The organism is Mycobacterium kyogaense (genome assembly GCF_036946525.1).
GTDB classification, from domain to species: domain Bacteria; phylum Actinomycetota; class Actinomycetes; order Mycobacteriales; family Mycobacteriaceae; genus Mycobacterium; species Mycobacterium kyogaense_A.
Genome location: NZ_JAQIIY010000003.1, coordinates 94,397 through 112,253, shown reverse-complemented (window position 1 = coordinate 112,253; position 17,857 = coordinate 94,397). Strand labels below are relative to the sequence as shown.

Genomic DNA, 17,857 nt, shown 5'->3' with positions numbered 1-17,857 from the left:
TGGCCCGAATTATGCCAGGTCAACCGCCAATGGCCTAAACGTGCGGGGTCGGCCCACTATTCCGGCGAGGGGACCGCGGCGTAGGTGCGCCCGTCTCGTCGCCAGATCCGTCGGCCCGCCGGATCGGTGCCCATCGCGACCAGCTCACGCTTGAGCACCTTGTTGGTCGCCGTCGCAGGCAGCTCGTCGGCCACCCAGACGTGGCGCGGCCACGCTTTCGGGGACATGTCGGATTGGGCGGCGAGGAACGCGCCGAACTCCCCGGGCGTCAATGTCGCGCCGTCGGCGAGCACGACCGCGGCCATCACCTGGTCGCCGACCAGCTCGTCGGGAACCGGATAGACCGCGACCTGGCTGATCGCGGGCACGCGACCGAGGATGCGCTCGATGGGCGCCGCGGTCATGTTCTCACCGTCGACGCGCATCCAGTCGGCGGTGCGTCCGGCCAGATAGATCCAGCCGTCGGCGTCGCGGTAGGCGAGGTCGCCCGACCAGAACATGCCGTGTCGCATCCGCTCCTCGGTGGCGTCCTCGTCGTTGTAGTAGCCGGCGAACATCCCCGATCCCTCGGTGTTGACCAGTTCGCCGATCGCGGCGTCGCCGTTGCGTAGGGCGCCGTGCTCGTCGAACTCTGCGACGGCGCATTCGGTGAGCGTCTCGGGGTCGTAGATGGCCACACCCGGGAAGCCCTTCCCGATCGATCCGGGCGGGCAGCCCTCTTCCCGGGTGACCGTGACCGCGTTCTCGGTCGACCCGAAGCCGTCCCAGACCTGACATCCGAAGCGGCGGGCGAACTGGGCGATGTCGCGGTCGCTGGCTTCGTTGCCGAACGCGATGCGCAGCGGATTGTCGCAGTCGTCGGGCCGCTCGGGGCGGGCCAGCAGATACGCCAGTGGCTTGCCGACGTAGTTCATGTACGTGACGCCGTGGCTGCGGACGTCGTCGAGGAAGCGCGTGGCGCTGAACTGCGCGGGCGCCATGGCCGCTCCGGAGTTGAGCGCCACCGACCAGCCGGCGAGCACGCCGTTGCTGTGGAACAGCGGCATCGACAGGTAGCACACGTCGGCGGGGGTGATCTCGAAGCGACCGGCCAGCGCGGCGCCCGCGAGCACGACCATCGCGTGCATCATCTTGACGGCCTTGGGATCGCCGCTGGTGCCGGAGGTGAAGATCAGCATGAAGGTGTCGGTGGCGGCGACTTCCCGGTGCGGCACCAGCGGTGGCGCCTGCGCGGTCAGCTCTTTCCACTCCGCGCCATCGGTCCGCAGCACCCGCACACCGGTTAGGTCCACCTCGTCGAGCAACCCCGCGTGTGCCTCGTCGGTGAGCAGGATCTGCACGTCGGCGCGCCGGATGTCGCGTGCCAGCGCCTCGCCGCGGCGGGTGTCGTTGATGCCGCACAACACGTAGCCGCCCAGACCGGCAGCGGCCAGTGCCGTGAGCATCTCGGGGCTGTTGCCGAGCAGTACGCCGACGTGCAGGGGCCGACTCGGATCAGCCAGACCGATGAGGGCGGCCGCCTGCGTCTCCGCGTCGGCGAGGTGGTCGCGCCAGGTCCAGCGCTGCCCGTCATGGGTCACCGCGAGTCCGTCGTCGTCGCGACGTTCCCGGAGCAGCTGCTGCACGGTCTCGGCCATCGGCCCCGCCCTTCGCAATGGTGAACAGTTTCGGACACCTGTCTACTCGACCGGCCGGCGCAGCGTACCAACGGTGCGGCGACCATTTGCGAAGATAGGGCGGTGAGCGTGGACACCGGGGCAGATTGTGTGACCGACCCGCAGGCGACGCGTGTGGCGCGCGGACGGTCAGTTCGGGATCGTCTCATCGACGCGGCCGAGCAGTGCCTGACGGCGAAAGGTATCCGTGCGACCACCGTGTCGGAGGTCGCCGAGGTGGCCGGGGTCAGCCGGGGCTGGCTCTACCGGCACTTCCCGGACAAGGCCGAGCTGCTCGGGGCGGCGATCGTCCGCCTCAACGAGGCGTTCTGGACCGAGTCGCAGGCCCGACTCGACGCGGTCGAGGGGCTCGACGAACGCATAGCTGTCGGCGTGGCTCTGGCCCGCCGCGAGTCGGAGGCTCCTGGCGCGCTGGTCCTGAAACTGCGCCAGCAGGAGCCGGAAGCCTTCACCGCCTGCGCCGGCCTGGGTGTACGCGGCCTGGTTCCGGAGATCGCGGCCTTCTGGAAGCCCTACCTACAGGCCGCGGTCGAGGCCGGCGAGATCCATCCCGCCACCGACTGCGACGAAGCCGCGGAGTGGATCGCGCGGATCATTGTCAGCCTCGCGACGGTCCCGGGCGAGCAATGCGACCTCGACGACCACGCGTCGGTCCTGCGCCATGCCCGGCGCTACATCGTGGCCGGGTTACGGGCCGAGCCGGCGTCCTGATCTACGCGGCTACGGCCGCCCTTCCGGTCATCTGCATCAGCAGGTCGCGGATCGGCGCGTGGTGCGGGCGCCCCTCCCCCACGTCGAATTCGACATCGGTGGCCACCAGGCGCCCTCCGGCGAGGCGCCGCCGCGCCTGGAACGGGAAACCCATCTGCCAGACCCGATGCGCGGCCGCGACGGCGGCGTCGTCGGGCATCGCACGATCGATACCGAGGGGCACGCACAGGTCCTGACCGTGCACGAGCAGGTCGATCAGCGGCTCCATCACCGACGTGCCCGGCGGATGCCGCCGCGACTCGGCGTCGGTACGCAGCGCCTCGGCGATGCGCACTGGCGGCCGCTGGTCGGCGCGGGCCATGCGGTCGACCACCGCGTTGAACCGGAAGCCGCTGCGCGCGGCCTCGAAAAGAATGCGCGGCGCAGGCAGGGTCGCGTGGGTGAGATGCGCGGCAACGTCGCGGACCGACCACCCGGCACACAGCGACGGTGTCGACCAGCACTCGGGCTCGTCGGCAGCGAGCGCCTCGATCAGGTCGGCGAGTTCGCGGCGCTGGGTGGCGATGTGCTGCCGCGTGGTGTCGTCGTCCATGAAACCTCCCGGTTTAGTCAGGTATCCTGACGACAATAGTCAGATCTTCGTACTAAAGTCAACGACTGTGACCGACGATCCGGGTACGGCGGTACTGATGTTCATCGCGCATCGCGACGTCGAGACGCGCGTGATGGCGGCCCTGGCCGCGGCGGGGGTGACGGATGTGACGGTGGCCCAGTCACGACTCCTCCAGCGCCTGAGCCCGGCCGGCACACGCTTGACCGACCTCGCCGAACAGGCACGTGTCACCAAGCAGACCGCCGGCGCGCTGATCGACCAACTCGAGCGCGCGGGCTACGTCGTCCGCCGACCGGACCCGACCGACGCGCGGGCGCGCCTGGTCACCCTCAGCGACAAGGGCGTCGCGCTCTGCCGTGTGGCCGCCGACGAAGTCGCGGGAATCGAGCGCGAGTGGCGCGAGCACCTCGGGGGGCGGTCCTTCGACGCACTGCGCGCGGCACTGATCTCGCTGCGCGAGATCACCGACCCATCCTGCTGACCGGCCGCCACAATGTCAGGCCCGAGGCCAGCAGGTCGCCCAGCACGGTGGCCAGCGTCTGCAGCTCCGCGCTCGAGTAGCGGACCAGGAAGTCTCGCAGCGCCTCCGATTTCTCGGCATGCATGCGCCGGTGCACACGGTCGAGCAGAACGCCGTCCTCGGTCAGCGTCAGGCGCACTTCCTTGCGATTGCCGGGCACGGCACTGCGGTCCACCAGACCCGCCTCGACCAGCCGCTGCACGTGCTTGGAGACGGTGCCTTTGAGCTGCCCGGTGCGGGCGGAGAGCCCGACGATGTTGGTCGCGCCCTCTCCGATCGCCGCCATCACATGGATCGCCATCGTGGGCATCTGCCGGATGACGCGTTCGAGCCGTTCCGGACACGACGCGACGAGGTAGTCGCGCTCGGCGTCCCGCCCGTCATCCAATTCTGCGAGCGCGACCAGCAGATCTTCGATTCGAGCTACGGCGTCCGCCTTGGTTGCCACGGAAACCATAGTGACATCGATCTGGCTCCGGGATATGGTTTCTGAAGAAACATTATTTCTGGAAACCAAGGAGTCAACCGTGCAAGCTGCCGTCGTCACCGCGTTCGGGCAAGCCCCTCGATACGCGGACATCGCCGATCCGCCCGAGGACGCCGTGACGGGGACGGTGCTCGCCGCGTCGGTGAAGAATCTGGACAGGAGCCTGGTCAGCGGCCGCCACTACGGCAGCAGCGGGCTCACACCGCCGTTCGTGCCGGGCGTCGACGGCGTGGTGGCTCTACCCGATGGCCGCCGGGTCTACAGCCAGTCGACCGGACCGCACGGAATGATGGCCGAGCGCGCCGCCGTCGACCCGTCCCGGATGGTGGAGCTGCCTCTCGAAATCGACGCAGCGCTCGCCGCCGCGATCCCCAACCCGGGCCTGTCGGCCTGGTTCGCGCTCGAATACGCCGCGCAGGTACAGCCCGGGCAGTCCGTGCTCATCCTGGGTGCGACGGGAGTGACCGGCCGGGTCGCCGCGCAATTGGCCAAACATCGCTTCGGAGCGGGACGAGTCGTGGTCGCCGGCCGCAACGAGGAACGGCTGGCCGAGCTGACACGCTCAGGTGCCGACGACGCCCTGGTTCTCGGCGATGATGTGACCGCGCAGGTGGCATCGCGTCACGCCGAGCAGCCGTTCGACGCGGTGCTCGACTACCTGTGGGGTCCGGTGGCCGAGGACACCCTGGCTGCGCTGAGCAACGCGGGGCTGACCGCCACCTATCACCACACGCGCTACGTGCAGATCGGCGCGATGGCAGGGGACCCGATCAGCCTGCCGTCGGCGGTCCTGCGCAGCGCCGGTGTGACCCTGACCGGGGTCGGCTTCGGCAGCGTGCCCGCTGCCGCGCAGGCTCGCGCGAGCAGCGAACTCCTTCCGGAGTTGTTCGCCATGGCCGCCGCGGGTGACATCGACATCGACGTCGAGCGACGACCGCTGGCCGACGTCGAAACGGTCTGGACGACGCCGGCTCCGTCAGGTGCACGCGTGGTGCTGATCCCCTGACGGATCAGTCGTCGCCGTTGCCGCCGGGCGTGTTCTTCGAGACCTGGAGCAGGAACTCGTAGTTGTTCTTGGTCTTGCGCAGCTGGCTCATCAGCAGATCGATGGCCTGATGCGGGTCCAACCCGGAGAGCACGCGACGCAACTTGTGCACGATCGCGAACTCATCGGGAGAGAGCAGCAGCTCGTCCTTACGGGTGCCGGACGGGTTGACGTCCACGGCCGGGAACACCCGGCGCTCGGCGATCTTGCGGTCGAGCTTGAGCTCGGCGTTACCGGTGCCCTTGAACTCCTCGAAGATGACCGTGTCGCCGGTGGACCCGGTCTCGACCATCGCGGTCGCGATGATCGTCAGCGAGCCGCCCTCTTCGATGTTGCGCGCTGCGCCGAGGAAGCGCTTCGGTGGGTACAGCGCGGTCGAGTCGACACCGCCGGAGAGGATGCGGCCCGACGCGGGTGAGGCGTTGTTGTAGGCGCGGCCCAGGCGGGTGATCGAGTCCAGCAGGACCACGACGTCCTTGCCCTGCTCCACCAGGCGCTTGGCGCGCTCGATGGCGAGCTCGGCGGCCTGCGTGTGGTCTGACGGCGGCCGGTCGAAGGTCGAGGCGATGACCTCACCCTTGACCGAGCGCTGCATGTCGGTGACCTCTTCGGGCCGTTCGTCGACGAGCACGACCATCAGGTGGCACTCGGGATTGTTGCGAGTGATCGCGTTGGCGATGTCCTGCATGATCGTGGTCTTACCGGCCTTGGGCGGGGACACGATCAACGCACGCTGGCCCTTGCCGATCGGCATGATCAAGTCGATGACGCGGGTGGTCAGCTTGTCGCCGCTGGTCTCCAAGCGCAGACGCTGGTTCGGGTAGAGCGGCGTGAGCTTGGTGAACTCGGGCCGCTTCCTGGCCTCCTCGACGGGCTTGCCGTTGACGGAGTCCAGCCGCACCAGGGGGTTGAACTTTTGGCGAGCGTTCTGCCCACCGCCGTCACCCTCCTTGGGCACGCGCACCGCGCCGGTGACCGCGTCGCCGCGGCGCAGGCCGTTCTTGCGCACCATGTTCATCGACACGTAGACGTCGTTGGGACCTGCGAGGTAACCCGAGGTGCGGACGAACGCATAGTTGTCGAGGACGTCGAGGATGCCGGCGACCGGCTGGACGACGTCGTCTTCGCGGAGCTCGGTGTCGCGGTCCACGTTGCCGCCGCCACCACCTTCACCACCACGTTCGCGGCGGCGACGGTCACGGAACCGGCGGCCGCGACGGCCCTGCCGGCCGTCGCCGTCATCGTCGTCGTCGTTGCCCTGGTTGCGGTTGTCCTGGTTGCGGTTGTCCTGGTTGCGATTGCCCTGGTTACGGTCGTTCTGCTGGTTCTGATTGCGGTTATCGTTCTGACGATTTCCGCCGTCGTTCTGATTGCGGTTGTCGTTCTGATTGCGGTTGTCGTTCTGACGGTTCCCGCCGTCGTTCTGATTGCGGTTGTCGTTCTGACGGTTGCCGCCCTCGTTCTGACGGGCACCGTCGTTCTGATTGCGGCCGTCACGGTCGGACTTCTCCGCCGCGCCATCCTGGGAGTCCGGCCGGCGCTCCTGCTCAGGTTTGCGCTCCGGGGCCTCGGTGGCCGTCGGCGCAGCCTCGGCGCGCGGAGCGTCCTCGCTGGTGGGCGGCTCAGAAGTCTTGGGTTCGCCGGCCTTGGGTTCGCCCTGCCCGCGGGAGGCGGAACGGCGCTCCCGGCGCTGCGGCGGTGCGGCATCGGCAGGCGCGGAGTTCTCGGCGGCGGGCGCAGCCTCGGCAGATTTGCCGTTGGTGTCTGCGCGGCGCTCGCGAATGGCCGCGATCAGTTCGCCCTTGCGCATCCCGGAAGCGCCCTCGACGCCGATCTCCTTGGCCAGCGTGCGCAACTCGGGCAGCACCATGCTGGTGAGAGCGCCGCGGCGCGCGGGCGCGGCAGGAGCGTCGGTGGTCACGGCCAGCGGCAACGCGCCGTTGTCGGCACTGGAGTCAGCCGTGATGAGGTCCGTATCGGTCACGGATTTCCTTTCTTCCCCCGCTGATCGTGGTCACGCGAGGGGTTTGTGCGCTCAGTCCAAACTGCTGAACGCTGAGGTCACACCGCTGCCACAGCAACGGTGATCCACGGGGTCCGCCGGGATGAGACACAACCGTCGGTCCACGAGTTGAGCACCTGAAAAGTGTGGGTTGTCCTGAGGTCTCTGCAGTCGACGCAGGAAGAGACGCCTGCGATTGCTGGACGAGAGCGAGAATAACCCGCTTCTGGGCCGGAAGCAAGAAACACGGTGATTCATCTGGTGCGTGTGTGACTGGCGCGTTTGCCGCGATCAGGGGCGGGCGGCCACATCCGCGGACCACGTGACACCCTGCCCGACCGGCGTCTTCACCACAGTGAACCCGAGTTCTCGACCCCGCTCCACCGCCTCACGAGGCAGTTCGGCGTTGTGCTCGGCATGAAGACCGAAGGCGAGCACTGCGGGCCCGGCGCCCGACAGCACTGCTGATACGCCACAACGACGCAGCACCTCGAGGTATTCCGCCGACGCAGGCAGCGCCGGCGCGCGTTGCGGCTGGTGCAGCACGTCCTCGGTCGCCGCCATCAGCAGGTCAGGCCGCTCGGTCAGCGCCACCACCAGCAGCGCCGCCCGGCTGACGTTGAAACGGGCGTCGGTGTGGCTGACGTGCTCCGGGAGCAGGATCCGGGTCTCGGCGGTCGACGATCGCACCGCGGGGATCGCGCTGAACAGCACGATGTCCGGATGCAGCCGGATCGGAGCCGCGGCGTAGCGCGGAGCAGTCCCGGCCGCCTCGGTCCACGACACCACCGCGCCACCCAGCACGGCGGCCGACGCGTTGTCGGGGTGCCCCTCGAACTCCGACGACACCTGGACGAGCGCTTCGGTGCACATCGGGCTCGAACCTGCTTGCGCGGCAATGCCATTCGCGACGGCCAGGCCGCCGACCGCCGCAGCTGCCGACGAACCCAGGCCACGAGAGTGGGGAATGCTGTTGCGGCAGCGCACGATCAAGCCCGGCGCCGACACATTCGTTTCCTGCAAACCCCGCTGAATCGCCCGCACCACGAGATGCGTCGCGTCGAGAGGGACCTGCCCCTCCCCTTCACCCTGAACGTCGACGACGAGACCGGAATCCGTTGTCTCGACCGTGATCTCGTCATAGATCCCGAGAGCGACGCCCATGCTGTCGAAGCCGGGGCCGAGGTTGGCGCTCGACGCGGCCACTTTCGCGGTCGCGGTCAAACCCGGAGGCAGGGTGCGGATCACGGACACGTCGGCTCAGACCAGGCCGAGCTTGGCCACGACGGCCACCGGGTCGACGGGAACCGGGATCACGGCGGGCATGCCCTTGAGCGCGGTGTCCGGATCCTTGAGTCCGTTCCCGGTGACGGTGCACACCACGGTGGAACCCTTGGTGACCCAGCCGTCCTCGATGGATTTCAGCAGACCGGCGATGCTGGCCGCCGACGCCGGCTCGACGAACACGCCCTCGGTGCGTGCCACCAGGTGGTAGGCCGCGAGGATCTCCTCGTCGGTGGCCGCGAGGAACTTGCCATCGGACTGCTGCTGAGCCTCGACCGCCTGCGTCCACGACGCAGGCGAGCCGATTCGGATTGCGGTCGCGATGGTCTCGGGATCGCTGACGGGTTCACCGGACACCAGCGGCGCCGCGCCGGCAGCCTGCGTGCCGAGCATGCGGGGCAGGCGCGTAGCGAGGCCGTCGCGGTGGTACTCCGTGTAGCCCTTCCAGTACGCGGTGATGTTTCCAGCGTTGCCGACCGGGAGCGCGTGCACGTCGGGCGCGTCGCCGAGCGCGTCGACGATCTCGAACGCGGCGGTCTTCTGGCCTTCGATGCGGAACGGATTGACCGAGTTGACCAGCGACACCGTCGGGAAGTCGGACGTCAGCTTGCGGGCCAGTTCGAGGCAGTCGTCGAAGTTGCCGTCGATCTGAATGATCTTGGCGCCGTGCATGACTGCTTGCGCGAGCTTGCCCAGCGCGATCTTGCCCTGCGGCACGAGCACCGCGCAGGTGATACCGGCTCGCGCGGCGTAGGCGGCGGCCGAGGCCGACGTGTTGCCGGTCGAGGCGCACAGCACTGCCTGCTGACCGCGTGCAACCGCTTCGGTCACGGCCATCGTCATCCCGCGGTCCTTGAACGAACCCGTGGGGTTGAGGCCCTCCACCTTCAGATGGACGGTGCAGCCGGTGTAGTCGGACAGCCGCGGGGCGGGCAGCAGCGGAGTTCCGCCCTCCCGCAACGTGATCGGCGTCCATGAATCATCGACGGGCAGCCGCTCGCGGTAGGCCTCGATGAGGCCGGGCCAGGGCTGGTGCACGGCGCGGGTGGTGTTCACTCTGCAGTCCCTTCCATCCGCAGCACGCTGTTGATGCTGGATACGACTTCCAGATCAGCAAGTGCGGCAACGGTTTCCGATAGTGCGGCGTCGGTCGCCCGGTGGGTGACCACGACGATGCGGGCGCCACAACGCGTTCCGCCCTCGTCGACCATGCCTTCCTGACGCACCTCGGCGATGCTGACCTCGCGCCTGGAGAACTCAGCGGCGACGGCCGACAACACGCCAGGGCGGTCGGTGACGTTCATGTTGACGTAGTAGCGGGTCGGGATCAGGCCGATCGGCGCCACGGGCAGCTTCGCGTACTTCGACTCTCTCGGGCCGCGACCGCCCTGCACGCGGTTGCGGGCTGCCATCACGACGTCGCCCAGCACGGCCGACGCGGTCGGAGCACCGCCGGCGCCCTGCCCGTAGAACATCAACCGGCCGGCCGCCTCGGCTTCCACGACCACGGCGTTGAAGGCCCCGCTGACCGATGCCAGCGGGTGAGTCAGCGGCACGAGAGCCGGATAGACGCGGGCCGAAACCCGCTGCTGCCCATCGTCATCGGTGAGTCGTTCGCAGATCGCCAACAGCTTGATCGTGCAGCCGAGCGCACGCGCCGACGCGAAGTCGGCGGCGCTGACCTTCGTGATGCCCTCGCGGTACACGTCGTCGGCGGTGACCCGGGTGTGGAAGGCGATGGAGGCGAGGATGGCCGCCTTGGCGGCGGCGTCGAATCCCTCGACGTCGGCGGTGGGGTCGGCTTCGGCGTAGCCGAGCGCGCTGGCGTCGGCCAGGGCGCTGTCATAATCGGCGCCCGTGCTGTCCATCGCGGACAGGATGTAGTTGGTGGTGCCGTTGACGATGCCGGCCACCCGCAGCACCGTGTCGCCTGCCAGCGACTGGGTCAGCGGACGGATGACCGGGATCGCGCCGGCCACGGCGGCCTCGAAATACAGGTCCACGTGGGCGTTCTCGGCGGCTTGGGCGAGCTCGCCTGCGGCGACGGCCATCAGGGCCTTGTTGGCGGTGACGACGGACTTGCCCTGTTCGAGGGCCGAGAGGATGGCCTTGCGTGCCGGTTCCACCGGACCCATCAGTTCGACGACGATGTCGATGTCGTCGCGGGAGACGAGGCCGTCGATGTCGTCGGTGAGCAGGTCCACCGGGACCCCGCGATCGTCGGCGACACGGCGCACGCCGATCCCGCGGACCTCCAACGGCGCGCCGATGCGCGCGGTCAGGTCGGCTGCGCTGCGCTCGATGATGCGCACCACCTCGCTACCGACGTTTCCGTGGCCCAGGACGGCCACCCCGATCGCGTCACTCACCGCGTCACCTCACTTCCAGACTCAACAAGTCATCGACCGTTTCCCGGCGCAGGATCAGGCGGGTCTGCCCGTCGCGCACGGCCACCACGGCCGGTCGGCCGATCAGGTTGTATCGGCTCGACATCGAATAGCAGTATGCGCCGGTGGCTGCCACGCCGAGCAGGTCACCCGGGGTCACGTCGCCGGGCAGCCACGCGTCACGCACCACGATGTCACCGCTTTCGCAGTGTTTCCCGACCACCCGGGAGAGCACCGGGGCCTCGTCGGTGGCGCGCGAGACCAGCCGCACGTCGTATTCGGCCCCATAGAGCGAGGTGCGGATGTTGTCGCTCATCCCGCCGTCGACGCTGACATAGCGGCGCTGCCGGTCCGCCGCGATCGCGACGTCTTTGACGGTGCCGACCTCGTAGACCGTGATGGTGCCCGGCCCGGCGATCGCCCGTCCCGGTTCGACGACGAGCCGGGGCGCGGGCAGCCCGACGGCCGCGGATTCGTTGTCGACGATGGCGCCGATCTTGGCGGCGAGGTCCTCCATCGGCGGCGGATCGTCCGACGGGAGATACGAGATGCCTAGCCCGCCCCCCAGGTCGACGATCGACATCTGCGCGGTCTTGTCGACACCGAATTCGGCAACCACGTCGCGCAGCAACCCGATCACCCGGTGTGCGGCGAGCTCGAATCCCGCGACGTCGAAGATCTGCGAGCCGATGTGGCTGTGCAGGCCGACCAGGCGGAGGTGGTCGGTCTCGAACACTCGCCGCACCGCGGCCATCGCGGCCCCACTGGCCAGCGACAGCCCGAACTTCTGGTCCTCGTGCGCGGTGGAGATGAATTCGTGGGTGTGGGCTTCCACGCCGACGGTGACGCGAATCAGTACGTCCTGCACGACGCCGGCGGCACCGGCGATCGCGTCGAGCCGTTCGATCTCGGTCATCGAGTCGACCACCACGTGCTCGATCCCGGCCTGCACCGCCGCGGTCAGCTCGGCAATCGACTTGTTGTTGCCGTGCAGCGCAATGCGATTGGCCGGGAAGCCGGCGCGCAGGGCGACAGCGAGCTCACCCCCGCTGGCGACGTCGAGGGACAGACCCTCCTCGTCGACCCAGCGGGCAATCTCGGTGCACAGGAACGCCTTCGCCGCATAACGGACATGGTCGCCACCGCCGAAGGCTTCCGCGATCTCCCTGCAGCGAGAACGGAAGTCGTCCTCGTCGACGACGAACACCGGGGTGCCGTACTCGGCGGCGATGTCCGAGACTGACACCCCACCGATGGTCAGGACACCGGAGTCGTCGCGAACAGCGTTGCGCGGCCACACTTTCGGCGCCAACGTAGCGACGTCTGCCGCGGTCTGAGGCCGGGCCGGCGCGCCCGCGTGGTGAATCTCTTCAGCGTGACGGGGCCCGGCCGGGTGGGCGATCACATCCGCTCCGGCGCGCTGACGCCGAGGATGGTCAGGCCGTTGGCGATCACCTGGCGGGTGGCGGCGCAGAGGGCCAGGCGCGCGGCGTTCAGATCGCCGGGCTCCTCGTCGCCCTGGGGCAGCACCCGGCAGGAGTCGTAGAAGCGGTGATAGTCACCGGCGAGGTCCTCGAGGTAGCGCGAGACGCGGTGCGGTTCCCGCAGAGCTGCGGCGGTGGCGAGCACCCGGGGAAACTCGCCGATGTTGCGGATCAGTGTGCCCTCTTTGTCGTGGGTCAGCAGATCCAGGTGCGCCGTGTCGGGCGCGATGCCGAGGTCGGCGGCGTTGCGGGCCAGCGCGGACAGCCGCGCGTGCGCGTATTGCACGTAGTAGACCGGGTTTTCGGCCGAGGCCGACGACCACAGCGCGAGGTCGATGTCGATCGGGGTGTCGACAGAGCTGCGGATCAGCGCGTAGCGCGCGGCGTCCACGCCGATCGCCTCGACGAGGTCGTCGAGGGTGATCACGGTTCCGGCGCGCTTGCTCATCCGGACGGGCTGGCCGTCGCGCACCAGGTTGACCATCTGGCCGATGAGGACCTCGACGGTGTCGGGATCGTCGCCGAGTGCGGCCGCGGCAGCCTTGAGTCGCGCGATGTAGCCGTGGTGGTCGGCACCGAGCATGTAGATGCACAGGTCGAAGCCGCGCTGCCGCTTGTCCAGGAAGTAGGCGAGGTCACCGGCGATGTAGGCCGGGTTCCCGTCACTCTTGATGACGACGCGGTCCTTGTCGTCGCCGTAGTCGGTGGTGCGCAACCAGGTCGCACCATCCTTCTCGTAGATGGAGCCGGTTTCGCGCAGCTTGGCGATGGCCTGGTCGACGCGGCCGGAAGTGTGCATCGAGTCTTCGTGGGTGTAGATGTCGAAGTCGGTGCCGAACTCGTGCAGCGAGGCCTTGATGTGGTCGAACATCAGGTTGACCCCGATGGCGCGGAATGTCTCGCGCATCTGCTCGTCGGGCAGGCTCAGCGCGTCGGGTTCCTTGGCGAGAATCTGCGCGGCGATGTCGCCGATGTAGGCGCCGGCGTAGCCGTCCTCCGGGGTCGGCTCACCCGTGGCGGCGGCGATCAGTGAATTAGTGAACCGGTCGATCTGCGCACCGTGGTCATTGAAGTAGTACTCGCGTACCACCTCGGCGCCCTGGGTGGTCAGCAGCCGGCCCAGCGCGTCACCGACGGCGGCCCAGCGGGTGCCGCCGATGTGGATCGGGCCAGTCGGGTTGGCCGAGACGAACTCGAGATTGACCCTGCGGCCGGCCAGCTCGGCAGACGTTCCGAAGCCGGCGCCCGCGGCGATCACGTCCCCGACCAGCACGTTCTGGGCGGCAGCCTCGATGCGCAGGTTCACGAACCCGGGCCCGGCGACGTCGGCGGCGGCGATGCCAGGCTGTTCGATGAGCGCGGCGGCCAGCCAACCGGCCAGCTCGCGAGGGTTGGCGCCGACCTTTTTGCCGAGTTGCAGGGCCAGGTTGGTGGCGTAGTCGCCGTGCTCGGGGTTGCGGGGGCGTTCCACGGTGACGGTGGCCGGCAGTGCAGAGGTGTCGAGGCCGTGCGCATCGAGCACCGCGGCAGCGGTGCTGCGGAGCAGTTCGGCCAGATCGGCGGGGGTCACGAGGGACCATCCTATGGTCTGGGGCCCTTCTGCCCCGAATCCGTTTCCCCGCGCCGATGCGCTACGCTAGCCACGCCCGATTCGGCGCAGTGTCATCATGCGCCCCCGTAGCTCAGGGGATAGAGCGTCTGCCTCCGGAGCAGAAGGCCGCAGGTTCGAATCCTGCCGGGGGCACCAACACTCGCATCACCGCCCGATGCGCCCGACGTCTGCTCGAGCGAACCTCGACCTAGCCGATGGGCTCGGGCATCGCCTTGGTGCGGTACTGACACGTCGAGGTGAATCCTGTTGCCGGATCTGACAATTCGACTTTCCACGCGTCCGCGAACTGATTCACCTCGGGCAGCATGGTGATGGTGCCCGACAAGAGCACGGTGCCGGGACGGAACAGGCCGCGTTCGCGCAGGACGCCGACCCAGTAGTCGGGATCCAGCAGGTCGGCCATCGTGCCGGACTGGATCAGCGTCTCGTCGGCGCCCACCCAGGCTTTGAGGGTGATCTCGTCGAGCCGGTCGGCGATGTCGCGCAGGCGCCACGCCTTGGTGCCCAGCACGTCGGGGGCTGCGTTCTTGCTCCACGCCACAGAGTGGGTTTCCAGGGTGCGGTCGGTGTGGTCGCACGCTACCGTCAGGAGGACGTCTTCGTCGTCGGTGATCACCAGCGCCCACTCAGCCTCGCCCGAGGTGTGGTCGTGTTGGGTGTGCACGGTGTCGGTCTGCTGTGCCAGGTAGGGCGAGACGGGGTATAGCGCTGGTGTGACGGACGGGGCAGGCACGCCCAGCTCGGCCAGTTCCGCGATGTGCGCGGCCACCTCTTCTTGGTTACGACCTGCGTATCCGGCGTTGAGGACCGTGGTGGGCTCCACCGTCACCGTGGATCCGTCGGGCAGTTCGAACGTCAGCATCGGGCTGGCTCCTTCTCGTAAATTTTGCGTTTCACCGCTTGACCATCGATCCGCATACATGTTGTATACGAACAGTATGGTACGTCACATGGCCGCAGGATGCGCGGCCCGCACACGTAGAGGATTGGATCGATGACGGCCCACGTAGCCGATAAAAAGAGCCTGACCAAGGCTTTCGCCGCCAGTCTCACCGGTACGGCACTCGAGTGGTACGACTTCGCGGTCTACTCCGCCGCCGCCGCACTGGTGTTCCCGGTGGTGTTCTTCCCCGAGAGCGACCCGCTGACGGGCACGCTGCTGGCGTTCTCCACCTACGCCGTCGGCTACGTCGCGCGGCCCATTGGCGGGTTCGTGTTCGGCCGTCTCGGCGACATCATCGGCCGCAAACAGCTTCTGGTGATCACCCTGCTGCTGATCGGTATCACCACCTTCGCCATCGGCCTCATCCCCAGCTACGCCTCGATCGGCATCACCGCGCCCATCCTGCTGGTGGCCATGCGGTTCGCACAGGGCGTCGCCGTCGGGGGCGAATGGGGTGGCGCGGTGCTGCTCTCCAGTGAGTACGGCGATCCGAGACGACGCGGCTTCTGGGCCTCAGCCGCCCAGGTGGGCCCGCCCGCAGGCAACCTGTTGGCCAACGGCGCCCTGGCCGGGTTGACACTGGCCTTCTCCGAGGAGCAGTTCGAGGACTGGGGATGGCGTCTCGCGTTCCTGCTGTCCGCAGTTCTGATCGGTTTCGGGCTGTGGATCCGGCTCAAGTTGGAGGACACCCCGGTGTTCAAGGCGCTGCAGGAAAGCGGCGACCGGCCCGAGGCGCCCATCAAGGACGTCTTCACCACTCAGACCCGACCCCTGATCGCGGCCATCCTGTCGCGCATCGCGCCGGACGTGATGTACGCGCTGTTCACGGTCTTCTCCATCACCTACGGCACGCTGGAGCTCGGCATGGAACGCAGCCAGGTGCTGATCGCCATCCTGATCGGCTCGGCGTTCCAGCTCGGACTCATCCCACTGGCCGGCGCGGTATCCGACCGGTTCAACCGGCGGCTGGTCTACGGCGTGGCCGCCGTCGGCGGGGTGATCTGGACGCTGATCTTCTTCCTGTTGATCGACACCGCCTCGTTCCCTCTGCTGGTGCTCGGCGTGGTGATCGGCTTGGCGTTCCACTCGTTCATGTACGGCCCGCAGGCCGCCTTCGTCACCGAGCAGTTCACGGTGCGGCTGCGCTCCACGGGCGCCTCGCTGGCGTACACCATCGCCGGGGTCTTCGGCGGCGCCATCGCTCCGCTGCTGTTCACCTACCTGTTGGACGCCACCGGCGGCTGGCCCGCGATCTTCGGTTACATCGCGGTGGTGGGAGTGCTCACCGTCATCGGATTGGCGCTTGGCCGCAACCCCGACAGTTCCGAGGAGGAGCACTACCGGGAGATCGCCGAAACCTCTACGCCTGCAACAGGATCTGCAGGGTAATCCGCAGGTGCTCGTCGATGGCGCGGTGAGCCTGGTGCTCGTCGCCGGCGGCCAGCGCGTCGACGATGCCGCGGTGCTCAGAACAGACATCACGGCGACGCTCGTGCCCGTGCAGCAACGCGGTCAGTCCGACGCGCTGCTGCCGGGCACGCAGCCCGGCGTAGGTACGCGACAGCAACTCGCTGCCCGCAGCGTCGACGAGGACCTGGTGGAACCGCGTGTCCAGTTCGATGAACCGCTGCGCGGCACCGTCATCATCGGAGGCGCACAGCTGAGACTGATCGAGCAGCGTGGACTCCATCTGAGCTACCGGCGCCCTGTGGGCACGCAAGCTGGTCGACGCCGCATGGCGCTCCAGCGCCCCGCGCAGATCCATCAACTCGGTGATCTGGCGGCCGGACATCGCGGGCACGAACACCCCCCGCTTGGGCACCATTTCGACAAGCCCCTCGGCCTGCAACGTCAGCAGCGCTTCCCGGACCGGGGTGCGGGACACCCCGATCTGAGTAGCGAGCTGCTGTTCGTTGAGAAACGTTCCCGTTGCGGCAGGCGAGCTGAGCACCTGGTCGCGCAGGTACGCATACGCTCGGTCGCGGCCCGAGAGGGGTTGCATACCGCATGTATACCTCATCGATAGTGAGGATTGGCCCGCTGATCGGTGACGTGTGGCGACGCGTGCCGAGTCATGGACCCGCGCTGCGGATCGACGGGATTTCCTACGCCCACGATGCCAGCGTCTCGCGCGCCAGCCGCGCCAATTCTTTCGTCGCAGGCGAGAGGATCGCCGACTCCTTCTGAATGAGCGCGACCGTGTCGTAGAGCGGCTCCTCCAGCGGCAGAAACCTGACCCCGGGCGGCGCAATCGCGGAGGACGCGACGGCCCTAGACACGATGGTCTCCCCCGCGCCTGCGGCGACGAGATCGAGGGCAGTGTCCACTTGCTCGACCTCGATCACCGGCTCGAGAGCGAGGCCCCGCAGCAGCGCCCGTTCCGCCAGCTGTCGACGAGTGGGATCGCGCCATCCCGCGTGCGCGTCGTAGAGAACGAGCTTCGCCTCCGCCATGTCCTCGATGGACACGGATCCGCGACGCCACGGATACGACGTCGCGAACACCACCTCGTCCCTCAGCAACGGCGTCACCGAGAGATCACTGGTGTCGACGGGCAGGACCACCAGCCCGGCTTCGAGACCACCATCGCGAACCAGGTCGGCGACATCCGCCGAATTCACGCCGATGACGCGCAGGCGCACGTGGGGGTAGCGGGCGTGGAACGACGTCAGCAGGTCAGCCATCGCGTAGTACTTTGCGTTGCGCAACAGGCCGATCGACGCGATTCCACCCTGGAGACCGGTTACCGCCTTCAAGGCCCTGTCGGCGCCGTCGGCCGACGCCAGTGTCTGCTCGGCGAGGGGCAGCAGTTCCTCACCCGGGGCCGTCAGGGTGAGCCGACGCGCACCACGGACGAAAAGCGGTGTGCCGTACTGCTGTTCGATACGACGGATGGTCTCTGACACCGTCGGTTGCGACATGTGCAGCTCCTTGGCGGCAGCGGTGAACGAGCCGCATTGCGCCGCCGTGAGAAACACCCGTAGCTGAATCAGCGACAGCGACATAGTCAAACGCTATATCAGCCCTCAGAATTCACAAGGTTGTCCTCTGATTCAGTCGTTCATACGCTCGACTCACCGTGAGACCGCGACC

The 17,857-nt window shown here is 68.1% G+C and carries 16 protein-coding genes and 1 tRNA gene; 5 read left to right on the top strand and 12 right to left on the bottom strand.

The annotated features are described in order from the left end of the window. Positions 1-56 precede the first annotated feature (56 nt). Positions 57-1,637 (bottom strand): fatty-acid--CoA ligase FadD1, encoded by a 1,581-nt coding sequence (gene fadD1 / locus PGN37_RS00760; RefSeq protein WP_335329109.1) that lies wholly within the window; start codon positions 1,635-1,637, stop codon positions 57-59. 129 nt (positions 1,638-1,766) lie between these two features. Here fadD1 and PGN37_RS00755 point away from each other — a divergent pair, with 129 nt between their 5' ends. After that, positions 1,767-2,387: a TetR/AcrR family transcriptional regulator gene (locus PGN37_RS00755; RefSeq protein ID WP_335329108.1), complete on the top strand. Its 621-nt coding sequence runs from the start codon at positions 1,767-1,769 to the stop codon at positions 2,385-2,387. A gap of 1 nt (position 2,388) precedes the next feature. Here PGN37_RS00755 and PGN37_RS00750 read toward each other — a convergent pair whose 3' ends face one another. Beyond that, positions 2,389-2,979, bottom strand: coding sequence for a maleylpyruvate isomerase family mycothiol-dependent enzyme (locus tag PGN37_RS00750; RefSeq protein ID WP_335329107.1), 591 nt, complete (start codon positions 2,977-2,979; stop codon positions 2,389-2,391). Positions 2,980-3,046: 67 nt separating this feature from the next. Between PGN37_RS00750 and PGN37_RS00745 the strand changes: the two genes are divergently transcribed. After that, positions 3,047-3,481 (top strand): MarR family winged helix-turn-helix transcriptional regulator, encoded by a 435-nt coding sequence (locus PGN37_RS00745; RefSeq protein ID WP_335329106.1) that lies wholly within the window; start codon positions 3,047-3,049, stop codon positions 3,479-3,481. On the opposite strand, the gene PGN37_RS00740 is transcribed toward PGN37_RS00745, so the two are convergent. After that, positions 3,462-3,968, bottom strand: coding sequence for a MarR family transcriptional regulator (locus PGN37_RS00740; RefSeq protein WP_335329105.1), 507 nt, complete (start codon positions 3,966-3,968; stop codon positions 3,462-3,464). The genes PGN37_RS00745 and PGN37_RS00740 overlap by 20 nt on opposite strands. A gap of 79 nt (positions 3,969-4,047) precedes the next feature. On the opposite strand from PGN37_RS00740, the gene PGN37_RS00735 reads away from it, so the two are divergent. Next, the gene (locus PGN37_RS00735) at positions 4,048-5,013 is read left to right on the top strand and encodes a quinone oxidoreductase family protein (RefSeq protein ID WP_335329104.1); all 966 of its coding nucleotides are present in this window, start codon (positions 4,048-4,050) and stop codon (positions 5,011-5,013) included. Between the two features lie 4 nt (positions 5,014-5,017). Here PGN37_RS00735 and rho read toward each other — a convergent pair whose 3' ends face one another. The 6 genes from rho to argS form a co-directional block, all read right to left on the bottom strand. Then, complete coding sequence (gene rho, locus PGN37_RS00730) at positions 5,018-7,036, bottom strand: transcription termination factor Rho (RefSeq protein WP_335329103.1); 2,019 nt, start codon at positions 7,034-7,036, stop codon at positions 5,018-5,020. 309 nt (positions 7,037-7,345) lie between these two features. Next, complete coding sequence (gene thrB, locus PGN37_RS00725) at positions 7,346-8,302, bottom strand: homoserine kinase (protein WP_335329217.1); 957 nt, start codon at positions 8,300-8,302, stop codon at positions 7,346-7,348. 12 nt (positions 8,303-8,314) lie between these two features. Continuing rightward, positions 8,315-9,394, bottom strand: a complete 1,080-nt coding sequence (gene thrC / locus PGN37_RS00720) for a threonine synthase (protein WP_335329102.1) — start codon at positions 9,392-9,394, stop codon at positions 8,315-8,317. Further along, positions 9,391-10,707 (bottom strand): homoserine dehydrogenase, encoded by a 1,317-nt coding sequence (locus tag PGN37_RS00715; RefSeq protein WP_335329101.1) that lies wholly within the window; start codon positions 10,705-10,707, stop codon positions 9,391-9,393. The genes thrC and PGN37_RS00715 overlap by 4 nt, the downstream gene beginning before the upstream one ends. 4 nt (positions 10,708-10,711) lie before the next feature. Beyond that, complete coding sequence (gene lysA, locus PGN37_RS00710; protein ID WP_335329216.1) at positions 10,712-12,091, bottom strand: diaminopimelate decarboxylase; 1,380 nt, start codon at positions 12,089-12,091, stop codon at positions 10,712-10,714. 35 nt (positions 12,092-12,126) lie between these two features. Then, the gene (gene argS / locus PGN37_RS00705; protein WP_335329100.1) at positions 12,127-13,779 is read right to left on the bottom strand and encodes an arginine--tRNA ligase; all 1,653 of its coding nucleotides are present in this window, start codon (positions 13,777-13,779) and stop codon (positions 12,127-12,129) included. 101 nt (positions 13,780-13,880) lie between these two features. Between argS and PGN37_RS00700 the strand changes: the two genes are divergently transcribed. Next, positions 13,881-13,956, top strand: a tRNA-Arg gene (locus PGN37_RS00700). A 52-nt stretch (positions 13,957-14,008) separates the two neighbouring features. On the opposite strand, the gene PGN37_RS00695 is transcribed toward PGN37_RS00700, so the two are convergent. Next, positions 14,009-14,683 carry a DUF2848 domain-containing protein gene (locus PGN37_RS00695; protein WP_335329099.1) on the bottom strand — a complete coding sequence of 225 codons (675 nt, stop codon included), beginning with the start codon at positions 14,681-14,683 and terminating at the stop codon, positions 14,009-14,011. 132 nt (positions 14,684-14,815) lie between these two features. Between PGN37_RS00695 and PGN37_RS00690 the strand changes: the two genes are divergently transcribed. Further along, entirely contained in the window at positions 14,816-16,153 is a 1,338-nt protein-coding gene (locus PGN37_RS00690; RefSeq protein WP_335329098.1) for an MFS transporter, read from the top strand. Here the strand turns inward: PGN37_RS00690 and PGN37_RS00685 are convergent. Further along, positions 16,125-16,766, bottom strand: coding sequence for a GntR family transcriptional regulator (locus PGN37_RS00685; protein ID WP_335329097.1), 642 nt, complete (start codon positions 16,764-16,766; stop codon positions 16,125-16,127). The genes PGN37_RS00690 and PGN37_RS00685 overlap by 29 nt on opposite strands. A gap of 103 nt (positions 16,767-16,869) precedes the next feature. After that, positions 16,870-17,769, bottom strand: coding sequence for a LysR family transcriptional regulator (locus PGN37_RS00680; RefSeq protein ID WP_335329096.1), 900 nt, complete (start codon positions 17,767-17,769; stop codon positions 16,870-16,872). Positions 17,770-17,857: the final 88 nt, after the last annotated feature.